The sequence below is a fragment of the Actinomadura graeca genome (assembly GCF_019175365.1).
In the GTDB taxonomy this organism is placed as follows: Bacteria; Actinomycetota; Actinomycetes; order Streptosporangiales; family Streptosporangiaceae; genus Spirillospora; species Spirillospora graeca.
In genome coordinates this window covers 2,426,669-2,447,902 of sequence record NZ_CP059572.1, presented here as the reverse complement: position 1 = coordinate 2,447,902, position 21,234 = coordinate 2,426,669, and the positions used below count along the sequence as shown (strand labels likewise).

The following is a 21,234-nucleotide window of genomic DNA, read 5'->3' as shown; positions in this document are numbered from 1 at the left end:
AGGCTCGTCCGGCCCAGACGTGCGCCGGACGTGCATCGGACGGGCCTGGAGCCGTGTCAGGGCTTCGCTCGCATGTGCTGCTGAGCCCATTCTTCGAAGCCGGTGAGCGGAATGCCGAGGTCTCTGGCGTAGTGGGGCCGACCCGGCTGGCCGACCACGTTCAGCCATTCGTGCGAGGCGCCCATCGGTGGCATTCCGGCGGCGAGGGCCTGCTGTTCGGTCATGTCGGGTGCGGCCAGGTGCGTGCCCAGCGTCCGGGAGAGAATATCGGCGATCTCGGTCATCGACAGGTAGTCACCCGCCAGTTCCAGTTCGATTCCGTCGAATCTTTCCGGCGCGGCGATGGCCGCAGCGGCCGCCCTGCCTATGTCGTCCACCGCGGCCAAGGACAGCCGGGTTTCGGGGTTCAGGACGCTCACCAGGCCGCCTTCGATGCCGCGTGGGAAAAGGAACGCCATGGACGGCAGGAAGTTCTCCATGAAGAAGCCCGGCTTGAGGAGCGTCCAATGGGGGAAATCGGCGGCGCGGAGCCGGTCTTGGACCGCGCTTTTGGCGCCCAAGGTGGGCTCCATCGTCGCCCAGCGGCCTTCTGCCCAGCCGGGAGCCCGGGTGTGCTGGCCGGCGCCGCTGACGGAGGTGTGGACGAACTGCGGCACCCCGGCGGCCTTGGCGCCCTCGATGAGGTTGACACCCTGTGCCACCTCACCTTCGAAGTCGAAGCCGTCCGCGGTCATCGCGGGCATCTGCACGGAGAAGACGGCGCGAGCGCCTTCGGCGGCCCGGATCACCGAGCCGAGGTCGTGCAGGTCGCCGGTGACCAGTTCGGCGCCGAGTGCCTCGACCGCCTTGGCGAGGCCGGTGGCCGGGTCGCGCACCAGCGCACGGACGGGAACGCCCGCCGCGCGCAGGGCGCGGGCGGTGGCCCCGCCCTGCCTGCCGGTGGCGCCGGTGACCAGGACAGGCATGGAATCTTCGGACATGACGCTCCTCAGGTCCTCGTCCACTAAACGGCGGGGCCCGCCGTTTCGTCTCCGCTACAATATGGCGGGCCCCGCCACTTAGCAAGGAGGTGACGCTCATGCCCGACCGCCGGCGCGCCGACGCCCGGCGCAACTACGCGCGCATCCTGGCCGTGGCCGAGGAAGAGGTCGCCGCCAAGGGCGCCGACGCCTCTCTGGAACAGATCGCCCGCACCGCGGGGGTCGGCTCGGCGACCGTGCGCCGGCACTTCCCCAGCCGCCGCGCACTGCTGGAGGCGGTCTCCCGGAAATGGATCGAGGCCCTGTGCGTCCGCGCCCAGGAACTGACGGGCAGGTCCGACAGCCGGGAGGCGTTGCTGGAATGGCTGGGCGACGTGGTCGCCTACGGCGTCTCGGTCCGGGGGCTGGCGGCCGCGCTGGCCTACGACGACGTCGCCGACCCGGTGCACGAGAACAGCTGCTCGGCGGCAATGCAGGAAGCGGGAGACCCTCTGCTGCGCCGCGCCGTGCAGGACGGCGCGGTGACAACAGGCGTCACCGTCGCCGACCTGATCACGCTGATCGTCGGCATCGTCCTGGCCACCGAGCACCACCCCGACCCGGCCGCCCGGGCGGACCGGCTGTTCCGGCTGGCCATGGCGGGCCTGAGCCCGCAGACCTGAGCGACCGGCGCAGCCGAAAACGGGTCCGAACGCCCTGCTCGCAGCGTCCGCCAGCCGACTCGCCCTCTCACCCCGGCCTCGACTGGACGACGTCCGCGCGCCATCCCTTCACTGCACTCGCCCTTTTCTGGAGATGCCCTGTGACGAGGAAGAACAGGGGTTCCGGTCGCATTCCGCCATCGGTGGATTCCGACCCGTCACCGGCCGTCCTGTTGAAGCCGCAATTAAATGAGAAGCGCTATTTGAGGGCGTCCGTTATCGTGACGACTTCGGGCCCGAACGGCGGGAAGGGGGCAGCAGGACGCCGGGGTCGCTCGTCCTCGGCATGCCACCACTCAGTCGTCCGGGACCGTTATCCGCTGTCCGACCTTTGGCTGCAGGAGGCTCCTATGACCGTCTCATCCCGTCTGGCCCGCTACGTTGTGAGGGCCGCGCTGACCGTCCCCGCCGCGGTGGGAGTGGCCGCCTTCACCGGCGGTGCCGCCCACGCCGTTTCAGTCGACTCCACTGGCACCAGCATCAGCGCCGAGCACACCACCGTACAGGGTGCTACCAGCACCATAAGTGGCACTGCCGACTCCCGGTAACGAAGCAGGTCGCCGGTCACTGACGGCCGGTCGCCCTTTGTCGAACGAGTTCGTCGACGCGGGCAGACCCTGATCGGCCGGTTCCCACTCCATGGGAACCGGCCTCTGCCGAGTAAAGCGGAGATCACTGGCGGGCACGGTCCCGCTCGACGAGGGGAGACGGCCGTGGCCGAACGGGAATCCGTGACGTCGGACGAATCCGCCGTCGACCAAACCCAGGCCACCGCCCCGGATTCGATGCGGCAATGGTGCACGACCACGCTGCCGACGCTGCTGAACACCGAATACGGTGTCCCCGACACCACCGCCCACCAGGCCGGAGCCGCGATCTGGGCCCAGGCCGACGCCTTCGCTGCCGCCGACGGGCGGACGCGCCGGACCCTGTGCGCCCCATTCGTCGAAGAGGTCTTCGACCACACCCCGGCGGAGCTCTCCCGATGGGAAAAGGCCGCCGTCACTGTGATAGTCCGGAACAGCCCGCTGGAGGACCTGCATTACCAAGGCCAGCTGTCCACCGAGGCGATCCAACACATCACGACCCTGGCCGCCGCAGCCGTCACCGATCTCCTGGGTACTCCCCAACCGTGGCGCCCCCTCGCCCGGCTCCGATGGCGCCTGCTGGCCGCGCGCTATCCGCGGGCCTGGGCGTGCCTGTCCTGCCTGGCCGACCACCTGGACTCCGGCGGCGGCTGGCGCTACCGGCCACCACGACGTGCCCACCGCCCGGCCTTGCCCGGCCCACGCGAACGGTACGAAGCACCCGAGGACGTCAACCGCTCCGGCGTCGTCCGCAACGGCATGGACCCGCGATACCACCAGAACATGATCAACCTCATGCGTCATGCGGCGGCCCATCAGTCCAGCCTCGAACACTTCTCCGCGCTCAGCCGCCTTTCCCGCTCAACACCCACCATGCTCCGCACGCTGGAGTTCTTCCTTGCCCACGACACCCACCTGCTGACGACGAACTATCTGCTCACCAACGGCGAGGTCCATATCCGCCAGGGGAAACTCGTCAAACCCGAGAGCTGGAATCCCCGGCAAGCCCTGGATGACCCCGAGGGACTCAGCCCCACACACGCGGCTTTCGCCGCACGCTACCGACAGGCCACCGCACCCCCATCCGTCCCCTGAACGTGTGCGATGGTCTCGCGCACATTACTCGCGCCCTGAGCGTGAGAGGGCTGGCACTGCCGGTGCGTAAGCCGCCGATCACGGCGCACTTCGCGGCATCTCGGCGATCAACATCCGCTCACGCTCCGTCAGGAAGCACTCGGAGACGGCACTGATGTTCGGCTGCTTTGGCGCCGTCGTCGTGTTGGTTCGAGTCGCGCTTGGCGGCGCGGGCCGTCGCTCTGCGGGCAGATCACCAGGCAGCATGCGAGGGTGACGGGTTGCATCTACTGTCGGTGTATGCAGGAGTGGATACGGCCACCGGAGGAGGACGACGGATGGATCGCTCCCGGCATCACCCAGGATGACCTCCACCCCTTCGCGGATCTGGCCGGCGTGGACTTGGCCGACGCGCACCTGAACGAAGTGTCTTTGACCGGTGCGGATCTGAGCGGTGCGAATCTGGCCGCGGCGAATCTGTCGGGTGCGAACCTGAGCCGCGCGAACCTGTCTTACGCGGATCTGCGCGACACCATCATGACCGGCGCGACATTGGTGAGCGCCACTCTCACCGGGGCTGAGTTGACCGGCGCGAATCTGGCCAATGCTGATTTGACCGGCGCGGACCTGACCGACGCCGGGCTGTCGGGCGCGAACCTGACCGCCGCCGGACTCAACGGCGCGACCCTGCGCAACGCCGACCTCCGCCAGGCCGAACTGATCGAGGCAAGCCTGTCCCATGCGGACCTGACCTACGCGAAGCTGGACTTCGCCGACCTGACCGGCGCTAGGCTGATCTGCGCGAGGCTGACCGGCACGTTCCTGCTGCGCGCGACCTTGCGCGATGCGGACCTGACCGGTGCGGAACTGCATCAGGTGGCACTGGGGGGCGCGGACCTGACCGGCGCGATCCTGCGTGACGCCAGGCTCCTGGGTGTGATCTGGGCGCGGAAAGAAGCGGCCGACAGCGGACCCGGCGAGGACGACCACAGTGACCTGGCGCGATACCCGACGGTGTGGCCAGCGGGCTGGGAGACCAGGTTGCTGCGGCGGTCGGAGCCGGGCGCACCGGGTGTGTACTTGGTGATGAGTGAGGACGACTTCGGCCAGGCGGACGCACCGCCGACCTCGTGAAGCCGTCGGCGTCGAAGTCGACACCGCTGCTGAGGGTCCGTCGAGCGGGTCAGGCGGAGTCGGCTCATGACTTCACCGCCACCGCTCGGCCACCGCCGCGCAAGGTTTGTACGAGCCCTGGCACGGCACACCGGCGACGGCCGGGCTTCGCCACGTGGTCTCTGGTCGGCCGCGTCGGGTGGTATCGCGGCCTCGTCGGCGAGCAAAGGAAATGGAACGATCCGAAGACCGTCCCACAGATTCCCACAGGAGAACGTCTCTGCTCTCCGCTCGAAGCCCAAAAACGGGTTTGGCCTTGGGGCAAATGAAGGATTGAACCCCCGGCATGTTGGACCACAACCAAGGAAAAGTATCCCGTCGATCTGTGTTGATCAAGGAACGCCCTGGTGGAGCATGGAGCTTGGAGTGGCTTGACCCAAGGAGTGTCCCGTAACGCTAGGAGATCAAGATGGTTGATCTTGGTGTGGACCGGGTGATCAGGAACGATCGGGACGAGTGGGTGCCGATGTTCACCGGCCCGTCGGCGCGGCAGTTCCGCCGCCTGGTGCGGATCGCGGCGGTGACCGGTCTGTGGCAACTGGTAGCGGCATGGCGTGATCACCATCGATGATGGATGTATGACAAGGCGTATTCGGATGCGCCGGCGCCTGGCCGACGGCAAGGTTGCATTATCCGCCGGTTCGTTCATGGTCGGCCTTAGCGGACCTCCGGGCATACGGGGATCACATGACGCCACGACCTCCGGTGTTGCCGGATGAATCAGGTGGCCTCGATCCAGCCTGTTCACCACTTTTGCGCAAGTGGTTCGGAGATGGGCGCGACGCGGCGGCCGGGCGCTGTCGTCGCCGGCGCGACGGGCGACCTGTCCATTGATCCCGAGTCAGGAGGTGGCCGATGATCTGGCCCTTGGTCGGATTGGTGCTGCTTGTCGGTTCGGCGGCTGGAATCGTGATACTTGTGCTGCTGGCACCCGATCAGGACGCTGTCGGGGGGCTGGTGCAGACAGTGACGGCCGTATTGGTTCCGATGTTCAGCGCGGTGGTGTGGTTGCTGGCGCGTAGACCGCGCCCCGGGGCACCAGATCTGTCTTTGGGGCAGGCAGCGGACGATTTGGCTGAGCAGGTGCTGATGCAATGGACCGAGGCGGCGAGGGAACGCCGATTGATGTATCCGGCGCCGGTGCCGGTGAGATGGAGACAGTCGGAGCTGCCGGTGGCGAGCCCGGTCGCCGAGGCTGTGGGTGGAACGACCGATTGGCCGAGGTTTGGCTCGCTGCCGGGGATGGACATAGTCACGAGAGAGCAGTTGAGGAGTGGAGGAATTGCCGACCTGCTGGGCGTATACGGCGGTCTGGAATCGGGGCGGATGATCCTCCTGGGAGCGGCTGGGGCGGGTAAGAGCGCGGCGGCGATCCGACTGCTGCTCGACGCGTTGGCTCATCGTCGGGCACTCCCGGACGAATTACGGTCGAGAGTCCCGGTGGTGGTGTTGTTCACCATGCATGGCTGGAATCCGAGTAAACAGGCGCTTCTGGACTGGCTCGCGGCCCGGCTTGCAAATGATCACACGTTCCTGAAGTCCCGGGATTATGGTTTCGACGCTGCAGTGCAATTGCTCACCGGTGGGCATGTGTCCATCGTGCTTGATGGCTTGGACGAGATGCCGGAAACGTTGCGGTCCGAGGCGCTCCAGGCCCTGGATGAACAGGCGGTGTTCCGGCTGGTCCTCTTGACCCGGAGCAGCGAGATCCTTGCCGCCATACCCGGCGGCCACCTCATCGGAGCGGCCGCACTGGAACTACTGGCCGTCAGCGCACAGGACGCTGCTGATTACCTGCGTCGGTGCCAGGTCCATCCGCTACCCGAACAATGGCAGCGCTTGGTCGACCACATCAGCGCCGATCCAGGCAGCCCGGTCGCTCAAGCCCTGGACACACCGCTTATGCTCACGCTGTTGCGTGATACCTATCAGCTTGGTGGCCGGGCCGATGAGCTCATGGACTCGGGCCGTTTCACCGATCGTGAGGCAGTTGAGGACCATCTGCTCGGCCGTGTCCTGCCCACCGCGTACGCGTCCCGGCCAGGCCAGCCAGAACCGCGCTTTCCCTTGGAACAGGCTGAATGCTGGCTGAGCAGTATTGCCGACCGGATGAACAGCGAGGTCAGCCGTGACCTCGTCTGGTGGCACCTGCCGCGCTGGGTCCCGAGTTGGCCCAGGGTCGTCTTCAGCGTTGTCGTGTTCAGTCTCCCTGTGGGGCTCTTCTACACTTTGCTGTTCGGGCTCATCGTGGGCGTGACCGCTGCCGGGATGGTCGGCACGACGACACTCCTGTCGTTGCTGCAGGTGCACGTGGCAGACACACCCCAGCTAATGGGCCGCATCCAATGGCGTTATGCCGTCGTCCGCGAGAATCTCAAGCTCGGGATGACCGGTGGGCTGTCGGTGGGACTGCTGGCAGGGGCTGGCTTCTTGCTGTTGTCCGGAGATCCGTTCTGGCTCCTCGCGGGTTCTCTGGCGGGTACTGCGGCAGGAATCGTCGGCTCGCTCATCGGTGGGATGGCCAATCAGGATGCGGATGCCCGTACTCCCATCGACCCGGTCACCTGCTGGCGGCAGGACCGTCAGGTCACCTTGCTGGGTGCTCTGTCAGGAGGCACGCTGGGCGGTCTGGCAGGCGGGTTCGTCCTTGGTCTTCTTACCAAGGCCGCTGACAAACAGGTGCTCGGGCTCGTCGAGGGGATCTGGTCCGGCATTCTTATCGGGTTGACACTCGGGGTCTCATCCGGCTTGCCGCTCGGGCTCGTGGGCTCATCAACGTGGCGCACGTTTTTGGCGTGCCTCCAGCTACGTCTGACCGGCGAGACCCCCATTCGAGTGGTGCGCTTTCTTGAGGACGCGCGCGAGCGCGGTGTGCTGCGCACCGTCGGTCCCGTCTACCAGTTCCGCCATGCCCGCCTGCAAGATCGCCTTGCTGCGTCGGCCCCTCGCCGTCACAGGCGAGATTGACCCACTCAAACCTTGCCGCCCACCCAGACGATCCGCTCTACCCGGCCCGCAGTGCGATCGGGAACGAGATGACACCCCGGACGAAGGGACTGGGGAGAATCCGAGGGCCATGCCGGTCGGCGAAAGCGACCTCATCTACCCTGGCCAGGAACTCCTCAAAGAAGATCTGCAGCTCCAGGCGCGCCAGCGATGCGCCTAGGCAGAAGTGCGGCCCGAGCCCGAACGCCAGATGACCCCCAAGAACGGTGTGGATTGGGCGGGTCACATCGAACTCCTCCGGCCGGTCGAAAACCGTCTCGTCTTGATTGGCCGATCCGTACATGAGCAGGACCTGTGACCCTGCGGGGATCAGTACACCCGCGAGCCGGTTGTCCTGGGTGCTGGTCCTGCACATGTTCAGTATCGGCGTGCTCCAGCGGACGAACTCCTCCACCGCGGCCGGGAGCAGGGCAGGCGCACGCCGCAGAAGCTGTCGCTGCTCTGGATGCCTGATCAGCGCGTCGATTGCAATGGCGATGACCGTCCGCGTCGTCTCGGCTCCGCCGACCAGCAAGAGCAACGCCTCATGCACCAGCCGTTCCTGGTCGTACAAGTCACTCCCTGCCCATACGGACAGCAGATCATTCGCAGGCCGCGCCCGCCGCTCATCAGCCAGCTCCAGCGTCACGGCCGCGAATTCGCCTGCGGCCACCGACGCCTCATGCGTGATGTACCGGGGCCCACCGCCCGCCACCACCAGCGTCTGTGACCAGCGCACCAGCTCCGGCAACAGCTCCTCGGGATATCCGAGCAACCAGCCGATCACATGTGCCGGAAACGGAGCTGCCAGCTCCGCCACCGCGTCCACCGTGCCCGCCGCCAACGCCTGCGTGATCAGCGGGACGACCATCGCCCTCATCCGCTCGGCATGTCGCACCACACTCCGTGGCGTGAACCGGCCGGCCACTAGACGTCTGCAGATCCCATGCTCAGGGTCGTCCCTTCCCAGCATCGACGGATCCGCAGGAAGCCCCGGCCGGTACCCTCCGGCGTTGCGCCACGACCCGGTGTCACGCTCCACCGTCACCACATCGGCATGCCGGGATACCCCATATAAACCATTAGCAGTGTCGTGAAACACTGGTGCATTCGCTCGTAGCCAGGCGTACGTCGGTAAAGGGTCGCCGCTATAAAGCGCTCCAGATAATAGATCGATCTCCACTTCCATCCACCGTCCTCAAGGCAACCAACTCAATCCGACAATAGCTGGTTCCTCGAAGTGCGGGAGGGGTCGTGCAACGGCCCCTCACCACGCCGCCGCTCGGGCAGCAACGTTCAGACCGTCCACCGCGACCCGGCGACCATGGGCTTTGCGTCACTACCCCGCGCGCTGGGTCGTCGAGCGGACGTTTGGCTGGCTGATGCTGACCAGTGAGTCGGCGACCAGGTGTACTACCTAGGCAGGTTGATCGAAGTCGTGTTGCGACGTGCATGGAGCCGGCCGTTGATGGCGGCCGGGGCGCATGCCTTGGCTGCGAGGGCGGACGCTATAGGGTCGGGCAGATGCACTCCACGCGGGTTTCTCGCCGTGTGCGCGCACCGCGCTCGGTCGTCTACCAGGCGCTCGTGGACGCGGACGCGATCGCCAAGTGGCGGGTGCCGTCGAACATGAGCGCCCACGTCCACCAGTTCGAGGCGTGCGAAGGGGGAGTGTTCCGGATCTCGCTCACCTACGACGTGCCAGGTCCGACCGGCAAGTCCGCCCCGCGCACCGACACCTATCACGGCCACTTCGCCGAGCTCGTCCCGGACGAACGCGTGGTGGAGGTGCTGGAGTTCGAGACCGATGACCCCGCGCTGCGCGGCGGCATGACGATGACGACCACGCTCGCCGATATCGACGGCGGCACCGAGGTCGTCATCGTCCACGAGGGAATCCCTGATGCGGTCTCCTCCGCCGACAACGAGATCGGCACCCACATGGCTTTGGCCAACCTGGCAGCCCTCGTCGAGTCCTGATGAGGCCCGAAGACCGCACTCGCATCGGTGAGCAGACGCCCAGCTCAGGTGCACCCTCCGAACGAGCCAAACCCGTCCGGAACGCCACACGCGGTTGGTCGCTTTCCTAGAGGGCTCGGCTAATCGGCAAGTGATGCGGGACCTGCGTTGCGCCAGGCGCGGGGGGTGAGCCCATATGCCTGGCGGAAGCGGCGGGTGAAATGAGTGTGGCTGGTGAAGCCCCAGGAGCGGGCGATGGCGTCGATGGTGCGGTGGGCGTGCTCGGGGCCGGTGAGGTCGCGGCGGGCGCCTTCGAGACGGCGGCGGATGATCCATTGTTCGAGGCTCAGGCCGCCGTCCTCGCAGAGCCGGTAGAGAGAGCGCAGAGAGATGTTGTGGACGTGGGCGATGCGCTGCGGGGTCAGTACGGGGTCGGTGAGGTGGGCGCGGAGGTAGGCCAGGACACGGGTGAGGAGGGTCTCGTCGCCGACGATGCGGCGGACGCCCTCGTCGAGGGCGACGGAGGCGACCAGGGCGCGGGTGAGGTCCAGGGTCGCATCGCCCACCGCGTGGGCGCCGGCGTCGGCGGAGAGCCGGTCGGCGTCCTGGTGGATCATCCGGATGTGGTGGAGCAGAAGCGGCCCCATGCTGCTGTTCGACAGTAAGGGAATGGCTGTACGGACCAGATGCTCGGGCATTCCTAGGAGATCGGCGTCGACCATGTAGGCCACCGACAGTCCGTTGCCTGACCAGCTGTACTCGTAGCCCGCCGTCTTATGCGCGAGGACCATGGTGTTGGGTGTGACGCGCTGCTGATGACCGTTCCAGGCGAATGAGCCGGTGCCGGTGCTCTGGGTGATGACCGAGACGCTGTTCATGGAGTCGAAACGGGCGTGTCTGGGGGTGCGCCAGATCCGCATGCCGGAGCCGTGGGTCGCGAAGAGGGTCAAGGGCCCGAACTTCCATACCTCCACGCGCTTCCATACCCCTTCGCCGGGACGTTCGTGCTCGATGGAGCAACTGCCGCTCTCGCCCGCGGCGGCGGCGTGGAATGCCTCCAGGCGTTCGGATGGCGGGTAGTCGTTGGTATCCAGGACGAGCATGCGGCCACTCCCGACAACTGCGAGGGTCCATCGTGAGACGCCCGGTCAAACCATCACCCTTGCCTATGTTTGCTCATCGGGGAGGGCCTGCCTAGCGCCGGATAGGAACCTGAGCCGCCGGAACGCCGCCTCGTCCTGGCCGGCTCCATGAACCGGTGCGCGCCTTGCTTGGCGCCGACAGTGCAGGACGCGGCGGGCACAGTCCAGACCGACGGCCCGTCCGGCTTGACGATTCCTTGCGTCGGAGCAGTTCGCCTGCCGGAAAGGGGCAGCGGATGCCTTACGTCAGTACACGCGACGGTACGGAGATCTTCTACAAGGACTGGGGCTCAGGGCGGCCGGTGGTGTTCAGCCACGGATGGCCACTGAACGCCGACGCCTGGGATCGGCAGGCGTACACGGTGGCTTCGGCCGGATACCGGGCGATCGCCCATGACCGGCGCGGGCACGGCCGGTCCGCCCAGCCGTGGCAGGGCAACCACATGGATCAGTACGCCGATGACCTGGCCGAGCTGATGGAATCGCTGGACCTGCGGGACGTGGTGCTGGTGGGGCACTCGACCGGCGGCGGGGAGGTCACCCGCTATGTCGGCCGGCACGGCACCGGCCGGGTGGCCAAGGTCGTGCTCCTGGGGGCCGTACCGCCGCTGATGCTCAAGACCGACGCCAACCCGCAGGGACTGCCGATCGAGGCGTTCGACGCCATCCGTGCCGGGGTCATCGCCGACCGATCGCAGTTCTACTACGAGCTGTCCGTTCCGTTCTACGGCTTCAACCGAGACGGGGCGCAGGTGTCCGATGGGGTGTCGCGGGCGTTCTGGGCGCAGTCCATGCAGGTCGGCATCAAGGGCGCGCTGGAGTGCATCAAGGCATTCTCAGAGACCGACTTCCACGACGACCTGAAGAGGATCGACGTGCCGACGTTCATCGCGCACGGCGACGACGACCAGATCGTCCCCATCGTCGCGGCCGCGCTGGAGTCGGCCAAGATCGTCAAGGACGCCACGCTCAAGGTCTACCCCGGCGCCCCGCACGGTCTGGTCGGCGCGTTCGAGACCGAGTTCACCGCCGATCTGCTGGACTTCCTGGCCGATTGAACCCCGAATCCCGAAAGGGGTGGTTCGTCATGGGCATCACACGGGTGCTGGCCGTCCTGGCCGCCGCCGTCCTGACCGCGACCGGGGCCGTGTCCTCGGTCTCCGCGCAGGCCGAGGGCCGCGGGCCCAAGCCCACCGTCGTGCTGGTGCACGGCGCGTTCGCCGACGCCTCCGGCTTCAACGACACCATCACGATCCTGCAGCGGGCGGGCTTCCCGGTGATCGCGCCGGCCAACCCGCTGCGTGACAGCGCCGGGGACGCCGCCTACGTCTCCAGCCTGCTCACGACGATCACCGGGCCGGTGATCCTGGCAGGGCATTCCTACGGCGGCATCGTCATCACCAACGCCGCCCGCGGCCACGCCAACGTCAAGGCCCTGGTCTACCTGGGCGCGTTCGCACCCGACCAGGGGGAAAGCGCGCTGCAGCTCGCCCAGCGGTTCCCGGGCAGCGAGCTGGGCACCGCGCTGATCACCCGGGACTGGGAGCTGGACGACGGCACCAAGGGCACCGACGGCTATATCGATCCGGCCAAGTTCCGCGCCGTATTCGCCGCCGACCTGCCCGAGCACACCACCCGGCTGATGGCCACCACCCAGCGGCCGGGCAGCGTCGCGGGCCTGGCCGGGCCCAGCGGCGCACCCGCGTGGAGGAGCATCCCCTCCTGGTATCTCATCCCGACCCAGGACAAGGTCATCCCCCCGGCCGCCCAGCGTTTCATGGCCGAGCGCGCGGGCAGCAAGGTCCGCGAGATCCGCTCCTCGCACGTGGTGATGACGTCCCATCCGGACGCCGCCGCGGCGACGATCCTGGCCGCCTACACCGCTACCCGCTGACACCAGGACGCAGCTGATGAAACCTGACACCATCGTTCTCATCCACGGCTTCTGGGTCACGCCCCGCAGCTGGGAGCACTGGATCACCCGCTACAAGGCCAAGGGCTTCCGCGTCCTGGCCCCGGCCTACCCCGGCTTCGAAGTCGAGGTCGAAGCCCTCAACGCCGACCCCACACCGATCGAACGGCTCACCGTGCCCGGGGTCCTGGACACCCTGATCAAGGTGGTCGAATCCCTGGACTCCCAGCCCATCCTCATCGGGCACTCGGCCGGCGGGGTGTTCACCCAGCTGCTGCTGGACCGCGGCCACGGCGCGGCCGGCGTGGCGATCAACTCCGCCCCCACCGAAGGCGTCAAGCCGGTGCCGCTGTCGCAGATCAAAGCGACCTTCCCCGTCCTGAAGAATCCCGCGAACCGGCACAAGGCAGTCGGCTTCACCTACGAGCAGTGGCGCTACGCCTTCACCAACACCTTCCCCGAAGACCAGGCCAAGGCCACCTACGAGCGCTACCACATCCCCGCTTCCGGACATGTGTTCTGGGGCGGCGCCCTGGCCAACATCCACCCCGGCCACGACGATACCTACGTCAACTACAAGAACCCCGACCGGGCGCCGCTGCTGTTCATCTCCGGTGAGAACGACCACCTCATGCCGCCCAAAATCCAGCGGTCCAACGCCAAGCACTACAAAGCACCCGACACCATCACCGAGGTCACGCAATATCCAGGCCGATCACACCTGATGCCCGCCCAGGACGGCTGGGAGGAGATCGCCGACTACGCCCTCGCCTGGGCCCTCGACCACACCTGACCGGCAGCCCCCGGCCATGCCGGTCCATGTCATGGCCGGGGGCGTCCACACACTCATGACGACCGGGAGGCGCCACGATGAGCGACGTCGGCTTCAGCCACATCGGCGGCCCCACCGTCCTGATCGAGTTCGCCGGCTGGCGGCTGCTGACGGACCCGACCTTCGATCCCCCCGGCCGGAGGTACACGTTCGGCTGGGGCACCTCATCACGCAAACTCACCGGTCCCGCCATCGCCCCCGCCGACCTGCCGCCCATCGACGCGGTGCTGCTCACCCACGACCACCACGCCGACAACCTCGACGACGTCGGCCGTGCCCTTCTCCCGGCCGCCGGAACCGTCATCACGACCGTCTCGGGCGCCCGCCGACTGGGCGGAGACACCCACGGTCTGCGCCCCGGCCAGAACCATCACCTGCGAACAGGCGACAAGCCGCCGATCACCATCACCGCCACCCCCGCCCGGCATGGCCCGCCCCTCAGCCGCCCCATCAGCGGAGACGTCATCGGCTTCGCCCTTACCTGGCCCGGCCAGGCCAACGGCCCTCTCTGGATCACCGGCGACACCGTCGCCTATCCCGCCGTGCGCACCGCCGCGCGAGCGCTCCGGCCCGGAACCATCCTGCTGCACCTGGGCGCCGTCCGTTTCCCCCACACCGGCCCGCTCCGCTACACCATGGCGGCCGCCGACGCACTCGACCTGCTGGACGGCCTCACCCCCACCACCGTGCTGCCCGTCCATTACGAAGGCTGGACACACTTCACCGAGAACCGTGCCGGTATCACCCGCGCCCTCGACCAGTTTCCAGCCGACCTCGCGCGTCCTTTCACCTGGCTGCCCTTTGGCCGAACCCACCACCTCACGGTCTAAGCCATCAAAGGCCCGCACGCCCAGTCCCAGCCACACAATGCTGTGGTGAGTGATGTCCTTGACTGAGCAGTTGGCGGAGGTACAGAAGCAGAACGAGTTGGCTTGTCGTCAGGCCGCCCGGGGCCGCCCGCGACCTCGCCCAGCGCACCACGCATCTGGAAGCCCTGCGCACTCGAATGGGGAGGGCACCTGCCCGCCGCAGCGCCGACGCCAGCGCCGCGCAGCTCAAAGACGACATCCATCGGCTGCAACAGCAGATGATCGCCGAACAGAACAGGGTCCAGCGGCTCGTACAGCGGATTCAGCGCCGTGACGCCATCACCGACGGCGTCTTGCAGAGGCTAGGTTGCCGACCTGGCCGTCCGTGCCGCCATCCGGGGAGATCACGTCCGTTCGGCGATTCCAGGATCCCGGCCATCTGTCGACACCCGGACCCGGAGTCAGCTCTCGGTTATCCCCTCGGCCAGGATGGAGGCTGCCCCAGAGACCGAAGGCAAACGGAACGGAGCCCGATCAGAGTAGGGCGCTCGATGCTGGACCTAGCAACCCGGCAAGCCGCCGTCCTCCGGCTCTTGCAGGCAGGGTGATGTTGCCCCGGTTTCACGGACTCGCCGGTGAGGAGATCAGGTTCAGCGGGTGGGTGGTTTCGAACTGTATCGGGCTCATGTAGGCCAGAGCGGAGTGGCGTCGGCGGCGGTTGCAGAACCCTTCGATGTACTCGAAGATCGCGTTGGCGAGTTCGACGCGGGTTCGCCAGTGTTGCCGGTCGAGCAGCTCGGTCTGCATGCGCGCCCAGAACGACTCGGCCACGGCATTGTCGTAGGGGTCGCCAACGGTGCCCAGAGAGAGCAGCAGCCCGGCTCGGCGTGCGTGTTCGGTGAAGATCCATGAGGTGAACCGGGTGCCGTGATCTGCGTGGATGATCCCGTCAGGGATCTGTCCGGCGGTGCCGCGGGAATCGATCGCCATGCCGAGCGCGGAGGTGGCGGTCCTGGACAAGATCAGAGTGCGCGGCCCGGCCGGTCGCCCCCGCACCCGGCCCCGCGCGGTGGCCGGCGACAAGGCATACTCCTCCCGCGCCAACCGCGCCAACCGCGCCAACCGCGCCAACCGCGCCAACCGCGCCAACCGCGCCAACCGCGCCAACCGCGCCTACCTGCGCCGCCGCCATATCAAGGCGGTGATCCCGGAGAAGGCCGACTAGGGCCTGTTTTGTGGATCGTGGTTGAGCCAGAGGATGAGGCTGGCGATGGTGACGACGGCGCGGTAGTGGGCGGCGAGCTTGTCGTAGCGGGTGGCCAGGCCGCGGAAGCGTTTGAGCTGGTTGAAGCAGCGTTCGACAACGTTGCGGCGGCGGTAGCGGTCCGGGTCGAAGGCGCAGCGGCGGTGTCCGCGGCGGGCGCGGGCGGCGAGCTGGTCGCTGCGTTCGGGGATGGTGTGCGGGATGCGCCGCTTGCGCAGGCAGGCGCGGATGATGCGGGTGGAGTAGCCCTTGTCGGCGATCAGGTGCCCGGGCCGGGTGCGCGGACGGCCCGGCCCGGTCCGGCGGATGGCGATGGCTTCGGCCACCTCGAGCAGCCGGGTGCAGTCGTTGATGTTGCCGGCGGTCGCGGTGAAGGCCAGCGGCAGGCCGCGCCCGTCGCAGGCCAGGTGGATCTTGGTGGTCGGTCCGCCGCGGGACCGCCCGAGTGCCTGCCCGCCTGCCGGTGATGCCGGGTTCGTCCCCGGCCGTTCCCCTTTTTGCGGGCGCCGGCGGCGTGCTGGTGGGCGCGCACGATGGTGGAGTCCACGCACACCGCCGACCAGTCCACGGTTCCGATCGCATCGTCGTGGACCTGGACGTGCGCCAGCAGCCGCTCCCAGGTCCCGTCCGCGCTCCAGCGGCGGAACCGCTGGCAGAGCGTCTGCCACGGCCCATAGCGTTCGGGCACGTCCCGCCAGTCCGCACCGGTCCGGACCTTCCACAAGATCCCGTTGATCACCTGCCGGTGGTCACGCCACCGCCCACCAGGCCCCGAAGCGACCGGCAGCAACGGCTCGATCGGCGCCCAGGCCGCATCGGTCAGCTCATGTCGCCGCACCATGGCCACCATCAAGCCACAACCCAAAGATCCAGATCCGCAAAACAGGCCCTAGGCCGCCAACCGCAAAAAGGGACGGTCCGGCGGCCGTCCGGTCGGTCTGGACACCGGCTTGTACAAGGATCGCAACACCGTCGAACGCTGCATCAACAAGATCAAGCAATGGCGGGGACTGGCCACCCGCTACGACAAGACACCTGGAAGCTACCTCGCAGGACTCCACCTGTGCGGATGCCTCATCTGGCTGCGTAGCCTGCCAGCCCCCCATGATCTCAACTACGAACACGACCTAGGTCACCGCCATAGCTCTCCACGAAGCACCTTGTGCACGGTTGCGCGCGAGACCCCAACGATCGAGGCGACGGTCGTGACCTCGGTGCGTCCGCGACCGAGGAGACTTTTCCTCTGAGCCTGTCGTAGCAAGCTGCCCAGGCGGTACTCCCACATGCTGGCGCGGACCTGGGCGGCGCAGCGCCTAAGCGCAGTAGCCCTGATCCTGGCTTCCAGGTTGTCCTGCACGAGTTCTTCGGCGTAGACATCGAGCAGGTCGGCCGCGCGTGTCTCGGCATCGAACCTGTGGCGATGTTCCTCAGCCCCCCACTTGTCGGCCAACCGCCAGACGACTGCCCAGCCCTGCTCCAAGTCGCCACTGATGCTCCCTTGCCGAACTACGACCACGTCGTCGTCTTCTTGCCATATGCGTGGATGTATCCGAGCTTCTTCGACTACAAGGTGCTGGTAGGCGCGTTGCGCATCACGCTGCCCGGCGAAGGGCCAAGCCGTTGACTCATCATCTTCATCGCGGTAGCGGTAGACGATCCAGAGTCCGTCGTCGCTCTGGAAGAGAGCCAGATGGGTTTCGGGACAAGCAAAGGCGATGTTCTCGTCCAGCGAGTACTCATCCCAGGGGTTACCAAGTGCGTCAACCTCTTCTTCGCTGAGCGGCTCGGGCCAAAAGAAGCGTATATTCACGAAGTCTCCGGGTGTGAAAAGAAAGTAGACTTGGCTTGCGTAGATTGAGAAATCTTTCCTAAAGATTTAGTCGTTACCTTTCATTTTGAATTATTCGTATTCGCTCATGTCGTCTATCCTTTTTACTTTGGAAAAGTTTTTGTTGCAAACATTGTGTATGTATAGATTGTTTACACTAAGAATAGTCGTCATTGGCCTGTGTTCTGGTGTGGAGGGAAGTAGAGTGTGGGGTGCTAGCGACACCCTCAGTGCTGTTGCTGCCTCACTGGCTCGGTGCCTCCCGCCGCCCTAAGCTGCCCAGCGCGGACGGGCGGGAGGCACCGCCATCTCAGTGCGAGATGAAGGGCAGCAGCTCCCTGATGACGCGCCAACCGGCCCACAGGCCAGTCTTAAGCACCTCAAGGAGGATGCGTACCCGCCAGTAGGTCCTGGAGTCGTTGCTCTCGGACCTTCTGTCGCCGCGCATGGCGGCCCCCTTCCGTGTCGGTTACAAGCGAGACACAGGAAGTAGAGTCCGCGAACGCGGCTGTTGGAGACGTTACTCCACCCTAGTGCATGCTGCACGAGAATCGTGGAGAAATGGTCAGGTGTGTTCGCTGAGGTCGATGTCGGATGCGTACAGACTGCTAGCCCACGGCATCGACGGCCCGATCTAAACGCCTTTCTTGACGTGGAGGCGGTTCTTTTCAACCCTCACCCGTGCGCGGTCGTCCCCCTGAACCGGTAGGCGGGGCTCTGTGGTCTGTTCCCGAGAAGCCCGCCGGGCTCTCCGTGTCCTCGTCCACCGATACGGCGTGGGTGTTAGTGCGCCCGTCAAGGTTCGTGAGCCTTCGGGGCAGCTCCCTGCGCCGCTGGCGGCCCGTGAGTGAGCCGTTTCCACCTTGGGAGGGCTGGTCACAAGCTGGATGCGGTTGGTCGATTGTGATCGTCAAGTAGTGAAGCTCCTGGTAGTTGCGGAGTCGACCAAGACTGGACCGCACCACCAGGAGCTTCAGTGCTGTTCTATCGCGCTGCGCTGGATCTGTCGCCCGCGTCCCGCAGATACGTGGCCGGCCTCATCCGCGAGCACCGCCGCCGGATCGGCTCACGCTGGCGGGCGCTGCCGTCCGAGCGCCAGGCCCTGCTGGTCCTAGTGCACCTGCGCCGCAACGAGACCTTCCCGGCCCTGGCCGCCGCGTTCGGCGTGGGGCTGGCGACCGCCCACCGCTACGTCACCGAGGTCGTCGAGCTGCTCGCCGCGCTGGCGCCCGCCCTGCGTGCGGCGATGCGCATCGCGGCCCGCAAAGCGTTCGTCATCCTGGACGGCACGCTGGTGCCGATCGACCGACTCGCAGGCGCCGACGACCGGCGCTTCTATTCCGGCAAGCATCGGCGGCACAGCGTGAACGTCCAGTTCCTCACCGACCCGCACGGCCGCCTGATCTGGGCCTCGCCCACACTGCCCGGCTCCACCCACGATCTGACCGCCGCCCGCTTCCACGGCATCATCGACGCCCTCACCCAGCGGGCGATCGCCTGCTACGCCGACAAGGGATACATCGGCGCCGGCGGCGCGATCGGCACGCCCTACCGCCGCCGCAAGGGCCGCAAGCTCGGCAAGCGCAACAAGCTGTTCAACCGCCACCACGCCAAAATCCGCGCACTGGGCGAACAGGGCGCCGCCGCTCTCAAACGCTGGCACATCCTCCGCCACGCACGCTGCTCACCCGCCCGGCTGACCGCCATCGTCCAGGCAATCCTCGCGCTCCACCATCACACCAACTGAGGATGGAAAGAGCTCAGTGCATGACAATGGTCTGGACGGCGGCTGAGCTGGCTCAGGTCAGGATGGGCAGTTCACGGGCGAGTCGCCTTGCCGTTGATCTGATCTCTGTGAGCTGGGCGTGGAACGCGTTGTGCTTGTTCTGGTCCAGGTTGAGAGGGAGATCAAGCTGGTTGATGAGCTGGCTCTCCAAAAGCCAAGGCTCCGGGTGGGGCGTCCAGCACACGAAGGCGTGCTCGGCCATCCAGGCCGTGAGCTGCTGCTCGCCAAGCTTGCCGAACGTCATGCGCTTGCCGCTCCCCACGCGTCGGAGTTCGAGGCCGAGCAGGCAGCCGAGCGTGCGCCGGAGCGTGGACCCCTCTGCGTTGCCGCGATAGTGGTAGCGGACCCGCGTGCGCAGGTTCTGCCGGCTACGCCGAGAGGTCATCTTGCGCGGGGCGATCCCCACGTACAGCAACTGCTGGGCCGGCAGGGACGCGAATGGCGCGACGTCGAAATGCCAGCCATAGACGCCCGGAGCGATCGGGACAGGGCTGGGCTTGGCGAGGACCTCGGCAGCCGTCCAGAGCCGATCTGGGGCGGCGAGTAAGGGGCCGAGCGATTCTTCAGGGGGCGTCACGACAAGATCACTCCCAACGGGCTCGCTCCCAGAATCGGACACCGAAGACTGTCGATCACGGGTCCTGAGACGAGAAAGGGCCCGGCCACCCTCGGTGACCAGACCCTCTGCTTGGGGTGAGTGAGGGGACTTGAACCCCCGACATCTTGGACCACAACCAAGTGCTCTGCCAGCTGAGCTACACCCACCGTGGCCGGGCTTGGGGCCCGGCTTCCAAGTAGTGTAGCGGGTTCCGCGGGGTGGGTCAGCCGGTGATGCCCGCGGCCAGGGTGCGGGCGGTCTCGGAGTCGGGGCCGGGCTGGGGGACGAAGACGGCGGCGCGGTAGTAGCGGAGTTCCTGGATGCTCTCGGTGATGTCCGCGAGGGCGCGGTGGCCGCCCTTCTTCTCGGGGCTGGCGAAGTAGACGCGGGGGTACCAGCGGCGGGCCAGTTCCTTGATGGACGAGACGTCCACCATGCGGTAGTGGAGGTGGGCGTCGAGGGCCGGCATGTCGCGGGCGAGGAACGAGCGGTCGGTGGCGATGGAGTTGCCGCAGAGGGGGGCCTTCTTGGGGTCCTTGACGTGGGTGCGGACGTAGTTGAGGACGATGTCCTCGGCCTCGGTGAGGGTGACGCCGCCCGGGAGGGCCTCCAGAAGGCCGGACGCGGTGTGCATGTCCCGGACGACCTTCGTCATCTGGGTGACCGATTCGGGCGGGGGTTTGATGATGACGTCCACGCCCTCGTCGAGGATGTTGAGTTCGCTGTCGGTCACCAGCACGGCTATCTCGATGAGCGCGTCGTGACGCAGGTCGAGTCCGGTCATCTCGCAATCAATCCAGCACAGCCGCTCGTTCATGGGTTTCACCCTACGACCATGAACGACTGCGCGGGGCATCGAGTTGGATCGATTTACGAGGTCGGAGCCGTTTCGGTACCGAGCCGGGCGATGTGGCCCGGGACGGGGACGCCGGGGCGGAGCCGGGGGTCGGGGGCGGGCGGGCCGAACGTCTGCCGGACGGGGAGGACGCCCGCCCAGACGTCGAGGGCGTAGTCCTCCTCGTCGTCTCCGGGCGGGCCCTGGCGGATCTTGACGGACGCCTCGTCCAGGGGGAGGGCGAGGACGGCGACGGCGGCCATCTCCTTGCGGGTGGGGGCGCGGGCGACGTCCCACTGGCCGGGGGCGAGCGCCTCGGTGATGACGCGGAGCGCGGTGAGCTTCTCGGTGGCGTCGGTGACGAGGCGGGGCGTGCCGTAGATCATGGCGCTGCGGTAGTTGATCGAGTGGTGGAAGAGGGAGCGGGCGAGGACGAGGCCGTCGACGTGGGTGACGGTGACGCAGATCTCCTGGGACGGGCCTGCCATCAGGCTGCTCGCGCCCGTGGAGCCGTGGAGGTAGAGGGTGTCACCCGCACGGCCGTAGCAGGTGGGGATCACGCGGGGGGTACCGTCCACGAGGACGCCGAGGTGGCAGATCATGCCCTCGTCGAGGATCTCGTGGAGGGCGGCGCGGTCGGTGGCGGCGCGGTCGGGGAGGCGGCCGAGCCGGGTACGGGCGGTGGCGGACAGTGAGGTCATGCTCGTTACGCTAGGTCCGAAGTGGCCTGGTCGGTAGGGCCACTTGGAGCCGAATGCTGGAGACCTGT

General features: G+C 67.0%; 18 protein-coding genes, 1 tRNA gene and 4 pseudogenes. 13 read left to right on the top strand and 10 right to left on the bottom strand.

Annotated elements, in window-relative coordinates:
• Positions 1 to 56: 56 nt before the first annotated feature.
• Positions 57 to 1,004 (bottom strand): NmrA family NAD(P)-binding protein, encoded by a 948-nt coding sequence (locus tag AGRA3207_RS11035; protein WP_231334494.1) that lies wholly within the window; start codon positions 1,002 to 1,004, stop codon positions 57 to 59.
• A 74-nt stretch (positions 1,005 to 1,078) separates the two neighbouring features.
• On the opposite strand from AGRA3207_RS11035, the gene AGRA3207_RS11030 reads away from it, so the two are divergent.
• The 5 genes from AGRA3207_RS11030 (at position 1,079) to AGRA3207_RS11010 (ending at position 7,482) form a co-directional block, all read left to right on the top strand.
• On the top strand, positions 1,079 to 1,642 hold the full coding sequence (locus AGRA3207_RS11030; protein ID WP_231334493.1) for a TetR/AcrR family transcriptional regulator: 564 nt from the start codon (positions 1,079 to 1,081) through the stop codon (positions 1,640 to 1,642).
• Positions 1,643 to 2,394: 752 nt separating this feature from the next.
• The gene (locus AGRA3207_RS11025; protein ID WP_231334492.1) at positions 2,395 to 3,363 is read left to right on the top strand and encodes a hypothetical protein; all 969 of its coding nucleotides are present in this window, start codon (positions 2,395 to 2,397) and stop codon (positions 3,361 to 3,363) included.
• A 279-nt stretch (positions 3,364 to 3,642) separates the two neighbouring features.
• A complete protein-coding gene (locus AGRA3207_RS11020; protein WP_231334491.1) occupies positions 3,643 to 4,476 on the top strand; it encodes a pentapeptide repeat-containing protein in 834 nt (277 codons plus the stop codon).
• Between the two features lie 448 nt (positions 4,477 to 4,924).
• Positions 4,925 to 5,086 (top strand): hypothetical protein, encoded by a 162-nt coding sequence (locus tag AGRA3207_RS11015; RefSeq protein ID WP_231334490.1) that lies wholly within the window; start codon positions 4,925 to 4,927, stop codon positions 5,084 to 5,086.
• Positions 5,087 to 5,370: 284 nt separating this feature from the next.
• The gene (locus AGRA3207_RS11010; protein ID WP_231334489.1) at positions 5,371 to 7,482 is read left to right on the top strand and encodes an NACHT domain-containing protein; all 2,112 of its coding nucleotides are present in this window, start codon (positions 5,371 to 5,373) and stop codon (positions 7,480 to 7,482) included.
• 37 nt (positions 7,483 to 7,519) lie between these two features.
• On the opposite strand, the gene AGRA3207_RS11005 is transcribed toward AGRA3207_RS11010, so the two are convergent.
• The gene (locus AGRA3207_RS11005; protein ID WP_231334488.1) at positions 7,520 to 8,371 is read right to left on the bottom strand and encodes a cytochrome P450; all 852 of its coding nucleotides are present in this window, start codon (positions 8,369 to 8,371) and stop codon (positions 7,520 to 7,522) included.
• Between the two features lie 653 nt (positions 8,372 to 9,024).
• Between AGRA3207_RS11005 and AGRA3207_RS11000 the strand changes: the two genes are divergently transcribed.
• Complete coding sequence (locus AGRA3207_RS11000) at positions 9,025 to 9,480, top strand: SRPBCC domain-containing protein (RefSeq protein WP_231334487.1); 456 nt, start codon at positions 9,025 to 9,027, stop codon at positions 9,478 to 9,480.
• Between the two features lie 119 nt (positions 9,481 to 9,599).
• Here the strand turns inward: AGRA3207_RS11000 and AGRA3207_RS10995 are convergent, their stop codons facing one another.
• Positions 9,600 to 10,562: a helix-turn-helix domain-containing protein gene (locus tag AGRA3207_RS10995; RefSeq protein ID WP_231334486.1), complete on the bottom strand. Its 963-nt coding sequence runs from the start codon at positions 10,560 to 10,562 to the stop codon at positions 9,600 to 9,602.
• A gap of 275 nt (positions 10,563 to 10,837) precedes the next feature.
• On the opposite strand from AGRA3207_RS10995, the gene AGRA3207_RS10990 reads away from it, so the two are divergent.
• The 4 genes from AGRA3207_RS10990 to AGRA3207_RS10975 all read left to right on the top strand — a co-directional run bounded on the left by AGRA3207_RS10990 (position 10,838) and on the right by AGRA3207_RS10975 (position 14,175).
• Entirely contained in the window at positions 10,838 to 11,659 is an 822-nt protein-coding gene (locus AGRA3207_RS10990) for an alpha/beta fold hydrolase (RefSeq protein WP_231334485.1), read from the top strand.
• A gap of 29 nt (positions 11,660 to 11,688) precedes the next feature.
• Positions 11,689 to 12,495, top strand: coding sequence for an alpha/beta hydrolase (locus tag AGRA3207_RS10985; protein ID WP_231334484.1), 807 nt, complete (start codon positions 11,689 to 11,691; stop codon positions 12,493 to 12,495).
• Between the two features lie 16 nt (positions 12,496 to 12,511).
• On the top strand, positions 12,512 to 13,306 hold the full coding sequence (locus AGRA3207_RS10980; RefSeq protein ID WP_231334483.1) for an alpha/beta hydrolase: 795 nt from the start codon (positions 12,512 to 12,514) through the stop codon (positions 13,304 to 13,306).
• 77 nt (positions 13,307 to 13,383) lie between these two features.
• Positions 13,384 to 14,175, top strand: coding sequence for an MBL fold metallo-hydrolase (locus AGRA3207_RS10975; RefSeq protein WP_231334482.1), 792 nt, complete (start codon positions 13,384 to 13,386; stop codon positions 14,173 to 14,175).
• Between the two features lie 600 nt (positions 14,176 to 14,775).
• Here AGRA3207_RS10975 and AGRA3207_RS10970 read toward each other — a convergent pair.
• Positions 14,776 to 15,171, bottom strand: a pseudogene (locus AGRA3207_RS10970) (transposase); the annotation flags it as partial.
• Here AGRA3207_RS10970 and AGRA3207_RS10965 point away from each other — a divergent pair.
• Positions 15,158 to 15,376: pseudogene (locus AGRA3207_RS10965) on the top strand (hypothetical protein); the annotation flags it as partial. The pseudogenes AGRA3207_RS10970 and AGRA3207_RS10965 overlap by 14 nt on opposite strands.
• Here AGRA3207_RS10965 and AGRA3207_RS10960 read toward each other — a convergent pair.
• Positions 15,376 to 16,268 (bottom strand): annotated as a pseudogene (locus AGRA3207_RS10960) (IS5 family transposase). The pseudogenes AGRA3207_RS10965 and AGRA3207_RS10960 sit on opposite strands and share 1 nt — an antisense overlap.
• Before the next feature lie 43 nt (positions 16,269 to 16,311).
• Between AGRA3207_RS10960 and AGRA3207_RS40220 the strand changes: the two are divergent.
• A pseudogene (locus AGRA3207_RS40220) lies at positions 16,312 to 16,512 on the top strand (IS5-like element ISMt1 family transposase); the annotation flags it as partial.
• A gap of 38 nt (positions 16,513 to 16,550) precedes the next feature.
• Here the strand turns inward: AGRA3207_RS40220 and AGRA3207_RS10950 are convergent.
• Positions 16,551 to 17,228 carry a hypothetical protein gene (locus tag AGRA3207_RS10950; protein WP_231336549.1) on the bottom strand — a complete coding sequence of 226 codons (678 nt, stop codon included), beginning with the start codon at positions 17,226 to 17,228 and terminating at the stop codon, positions 16,551 to 16,553.
• Positions 17,229 to 18,222: 994 nt separating this feature from the next.
• Between AGRA3207_RS10950 and AGRA3207_RS10945 the strand changes: the two genes are divergently transcribed.
• Entirely contained in the window at positions 18,223 to 18,993 is a 771-nt protein-coding gene (locus tag AGRA3207_RS10945) for a transposase family protein (RefSeq protein WP_231334481.1), read from the top strand.
• 52 nt (positions 18,994 to 19,045) lie between these two features.
• Here AGRA3207_RS10945 and AGRA3207_RS10940 read toward each other — a convergent pair whose 3' ends face one another.
• The 4 genes from AGRA3207_RS10940 to AGRA3207_RS10925 all read right to left on the bottom strand — a co-directional run bounded on the left by AGRA3207_RS10940 (position 19,046) and on the right by AGRA3207_RS10925 (position 21,166).
• The gene (locus AGRA3207_RS10940; RefSeq protein WP_231334480.1) at positions 19,046 to 19,609 is read right to left on the bottom strand and encodes a GIY-YIG nuclease family protein; all 564 of its coding nucleotides are present in this window, start codon (positions 19,607 to 19,609) and stop codon (positions 19,046 to 19,048) included.
• Positions 19,610 to 19,721: 112 nt separating this feature from the next.
• Positions 19,722 to 19,797: transfer RNA gene (locus AGRA3207_RS10935), tRNA-His, on the bottom strand.
• Positions 19,798 to 19,853: 56 nt separating this feature from the next.
• The gene (gene orn / locus AGRA3207_RS10930; RefSeq protein ID WP_231334479.1) at positions 19,854 to 20,447 is read right to left on the bottom strand and encodes an oligoribonuclease; all 594 of its coding nucleotides are present in this window, start codon (positions 20,445 to 20,447) and stop codon (positions 19,854 to 19,856) included.
• Between the two features lie 53 nt (positions 20,448 to 20,500).
• Positions 20,501 to 21,166: a pyridoxamine 5'-phosphate oxidase family protein gene (locus AGRA3207_RS10925; RefSeq protein WP_231334478.1), complete on the bottom strand. Its 666-nt coding sequence runs from the start codon at positions 21,164 to 21,166 to the stop codon at positions 20,501 to 20,503.
• Between the last annotated feature and the right edge of the window lie 68 nt (positions 21,167 to 21,234).

What these genes read in the sequence shown, in the direction of transcription:
- AGRA3207_RS11030 (WP_231334493.1), top strand. Translation starts at nt 1,079, where the DNA reads ATGCCCGACCGCCGGCGCGCCGACGCCCGGCGCAACTACGCGCGCATC.
- AGRA3207_RS11020 (WP_231334491.1), top strand. Translation starts at nt 3,643, where the DNA reads ATGCAGGAGTGGATACGGCCACCGGAGGAGGACGACGGATGGATCGCT.
- AGRA3207_RS11015 (WP_231334490.1), top strand. Translation starts at nt 4,925, where the DNA reads ATGGTTGATCTTGGTGTGGACCGGGTGATCAGGAACGATCGGGACGAG.
- AGRA3207_RS11010 (WP_231334489.1), top strand. Translation starts at nt 5,371, where the DNA reads ATGATCTGGCCCTTGGTCGGATTGGTGCTGCTTGTCGGTTCGGCGGCT.
- AGRA3207_RS11005 (WP_231334488.1), bottom strand. Translation starts at nt 8,371, where the DNA reads ATGGTCGTCCCGCTGATCACGCAGGCGTTGGCGGCGGGCACGGTGGAC.
- AGRA3207_RS11000 (WP_231334487.1), top strand. Translation starts at nt 9,025, where the DNA reads ATGCACTCCACGCGGGTTTCTCGCCGTGTGCGCGCACCGCGCTCGGTC.
- AGRA3207_RS10995 (WP_231334486.1), bottom strand. Translation starts at nt 10,562, where the DNA reads ATGCTCGTCCTGGATACCAACGACTACCCGCCATCCGAACGCCTGGAG.
- AGRA3207_RS10990 (WP_231334485.1), top strand. Translation starts at nt 10,838, where the DNA reads ATGCCTTACGTCAGTACACGCGACGGTACGGAGATCTTCTACAAGGAC.
- AGRA3207_RS10985 (WP_231334484.1), top strand. Translation starts at nt 11,689, where the DNA reads ATGGGCATCACACGGGTGCTGGCCGTCCTGGCCGCCGCCGTCCTGACC.
- AGRA3207_RS10980 (WP_231334483.1), top strand. Translation starts at nt 12,512, where the DNA reads ATGAAACCTGACACCATCGTTCTCATCCACGGCTTCTGGGTCACGCCC.
- AGRA3207_RS10975 (WP_231334482.1), top strand. Translation starts at nt 13,384, where the DNA reads ATGAGCGACGTCGGCTTCAGCCACATCGGCGGCCCCACCGTCCTGATC.
- orn (WP_231334479.1), bottom strand. Translation starts at nt 20,447, where the DNA reads ATGAACGAGCGGCTGTGCTGGATTGATTGCGAGATGACCGGACTCGAC.
- AGRA3207_RS10925 (WP_231334478.1), bottom strand. Translation starts at nt 21,166, where the DNA reads ATGACCTCACTGTCCGCCACCGCCCGTACCCGGCTCGGCCGCCTCCCC.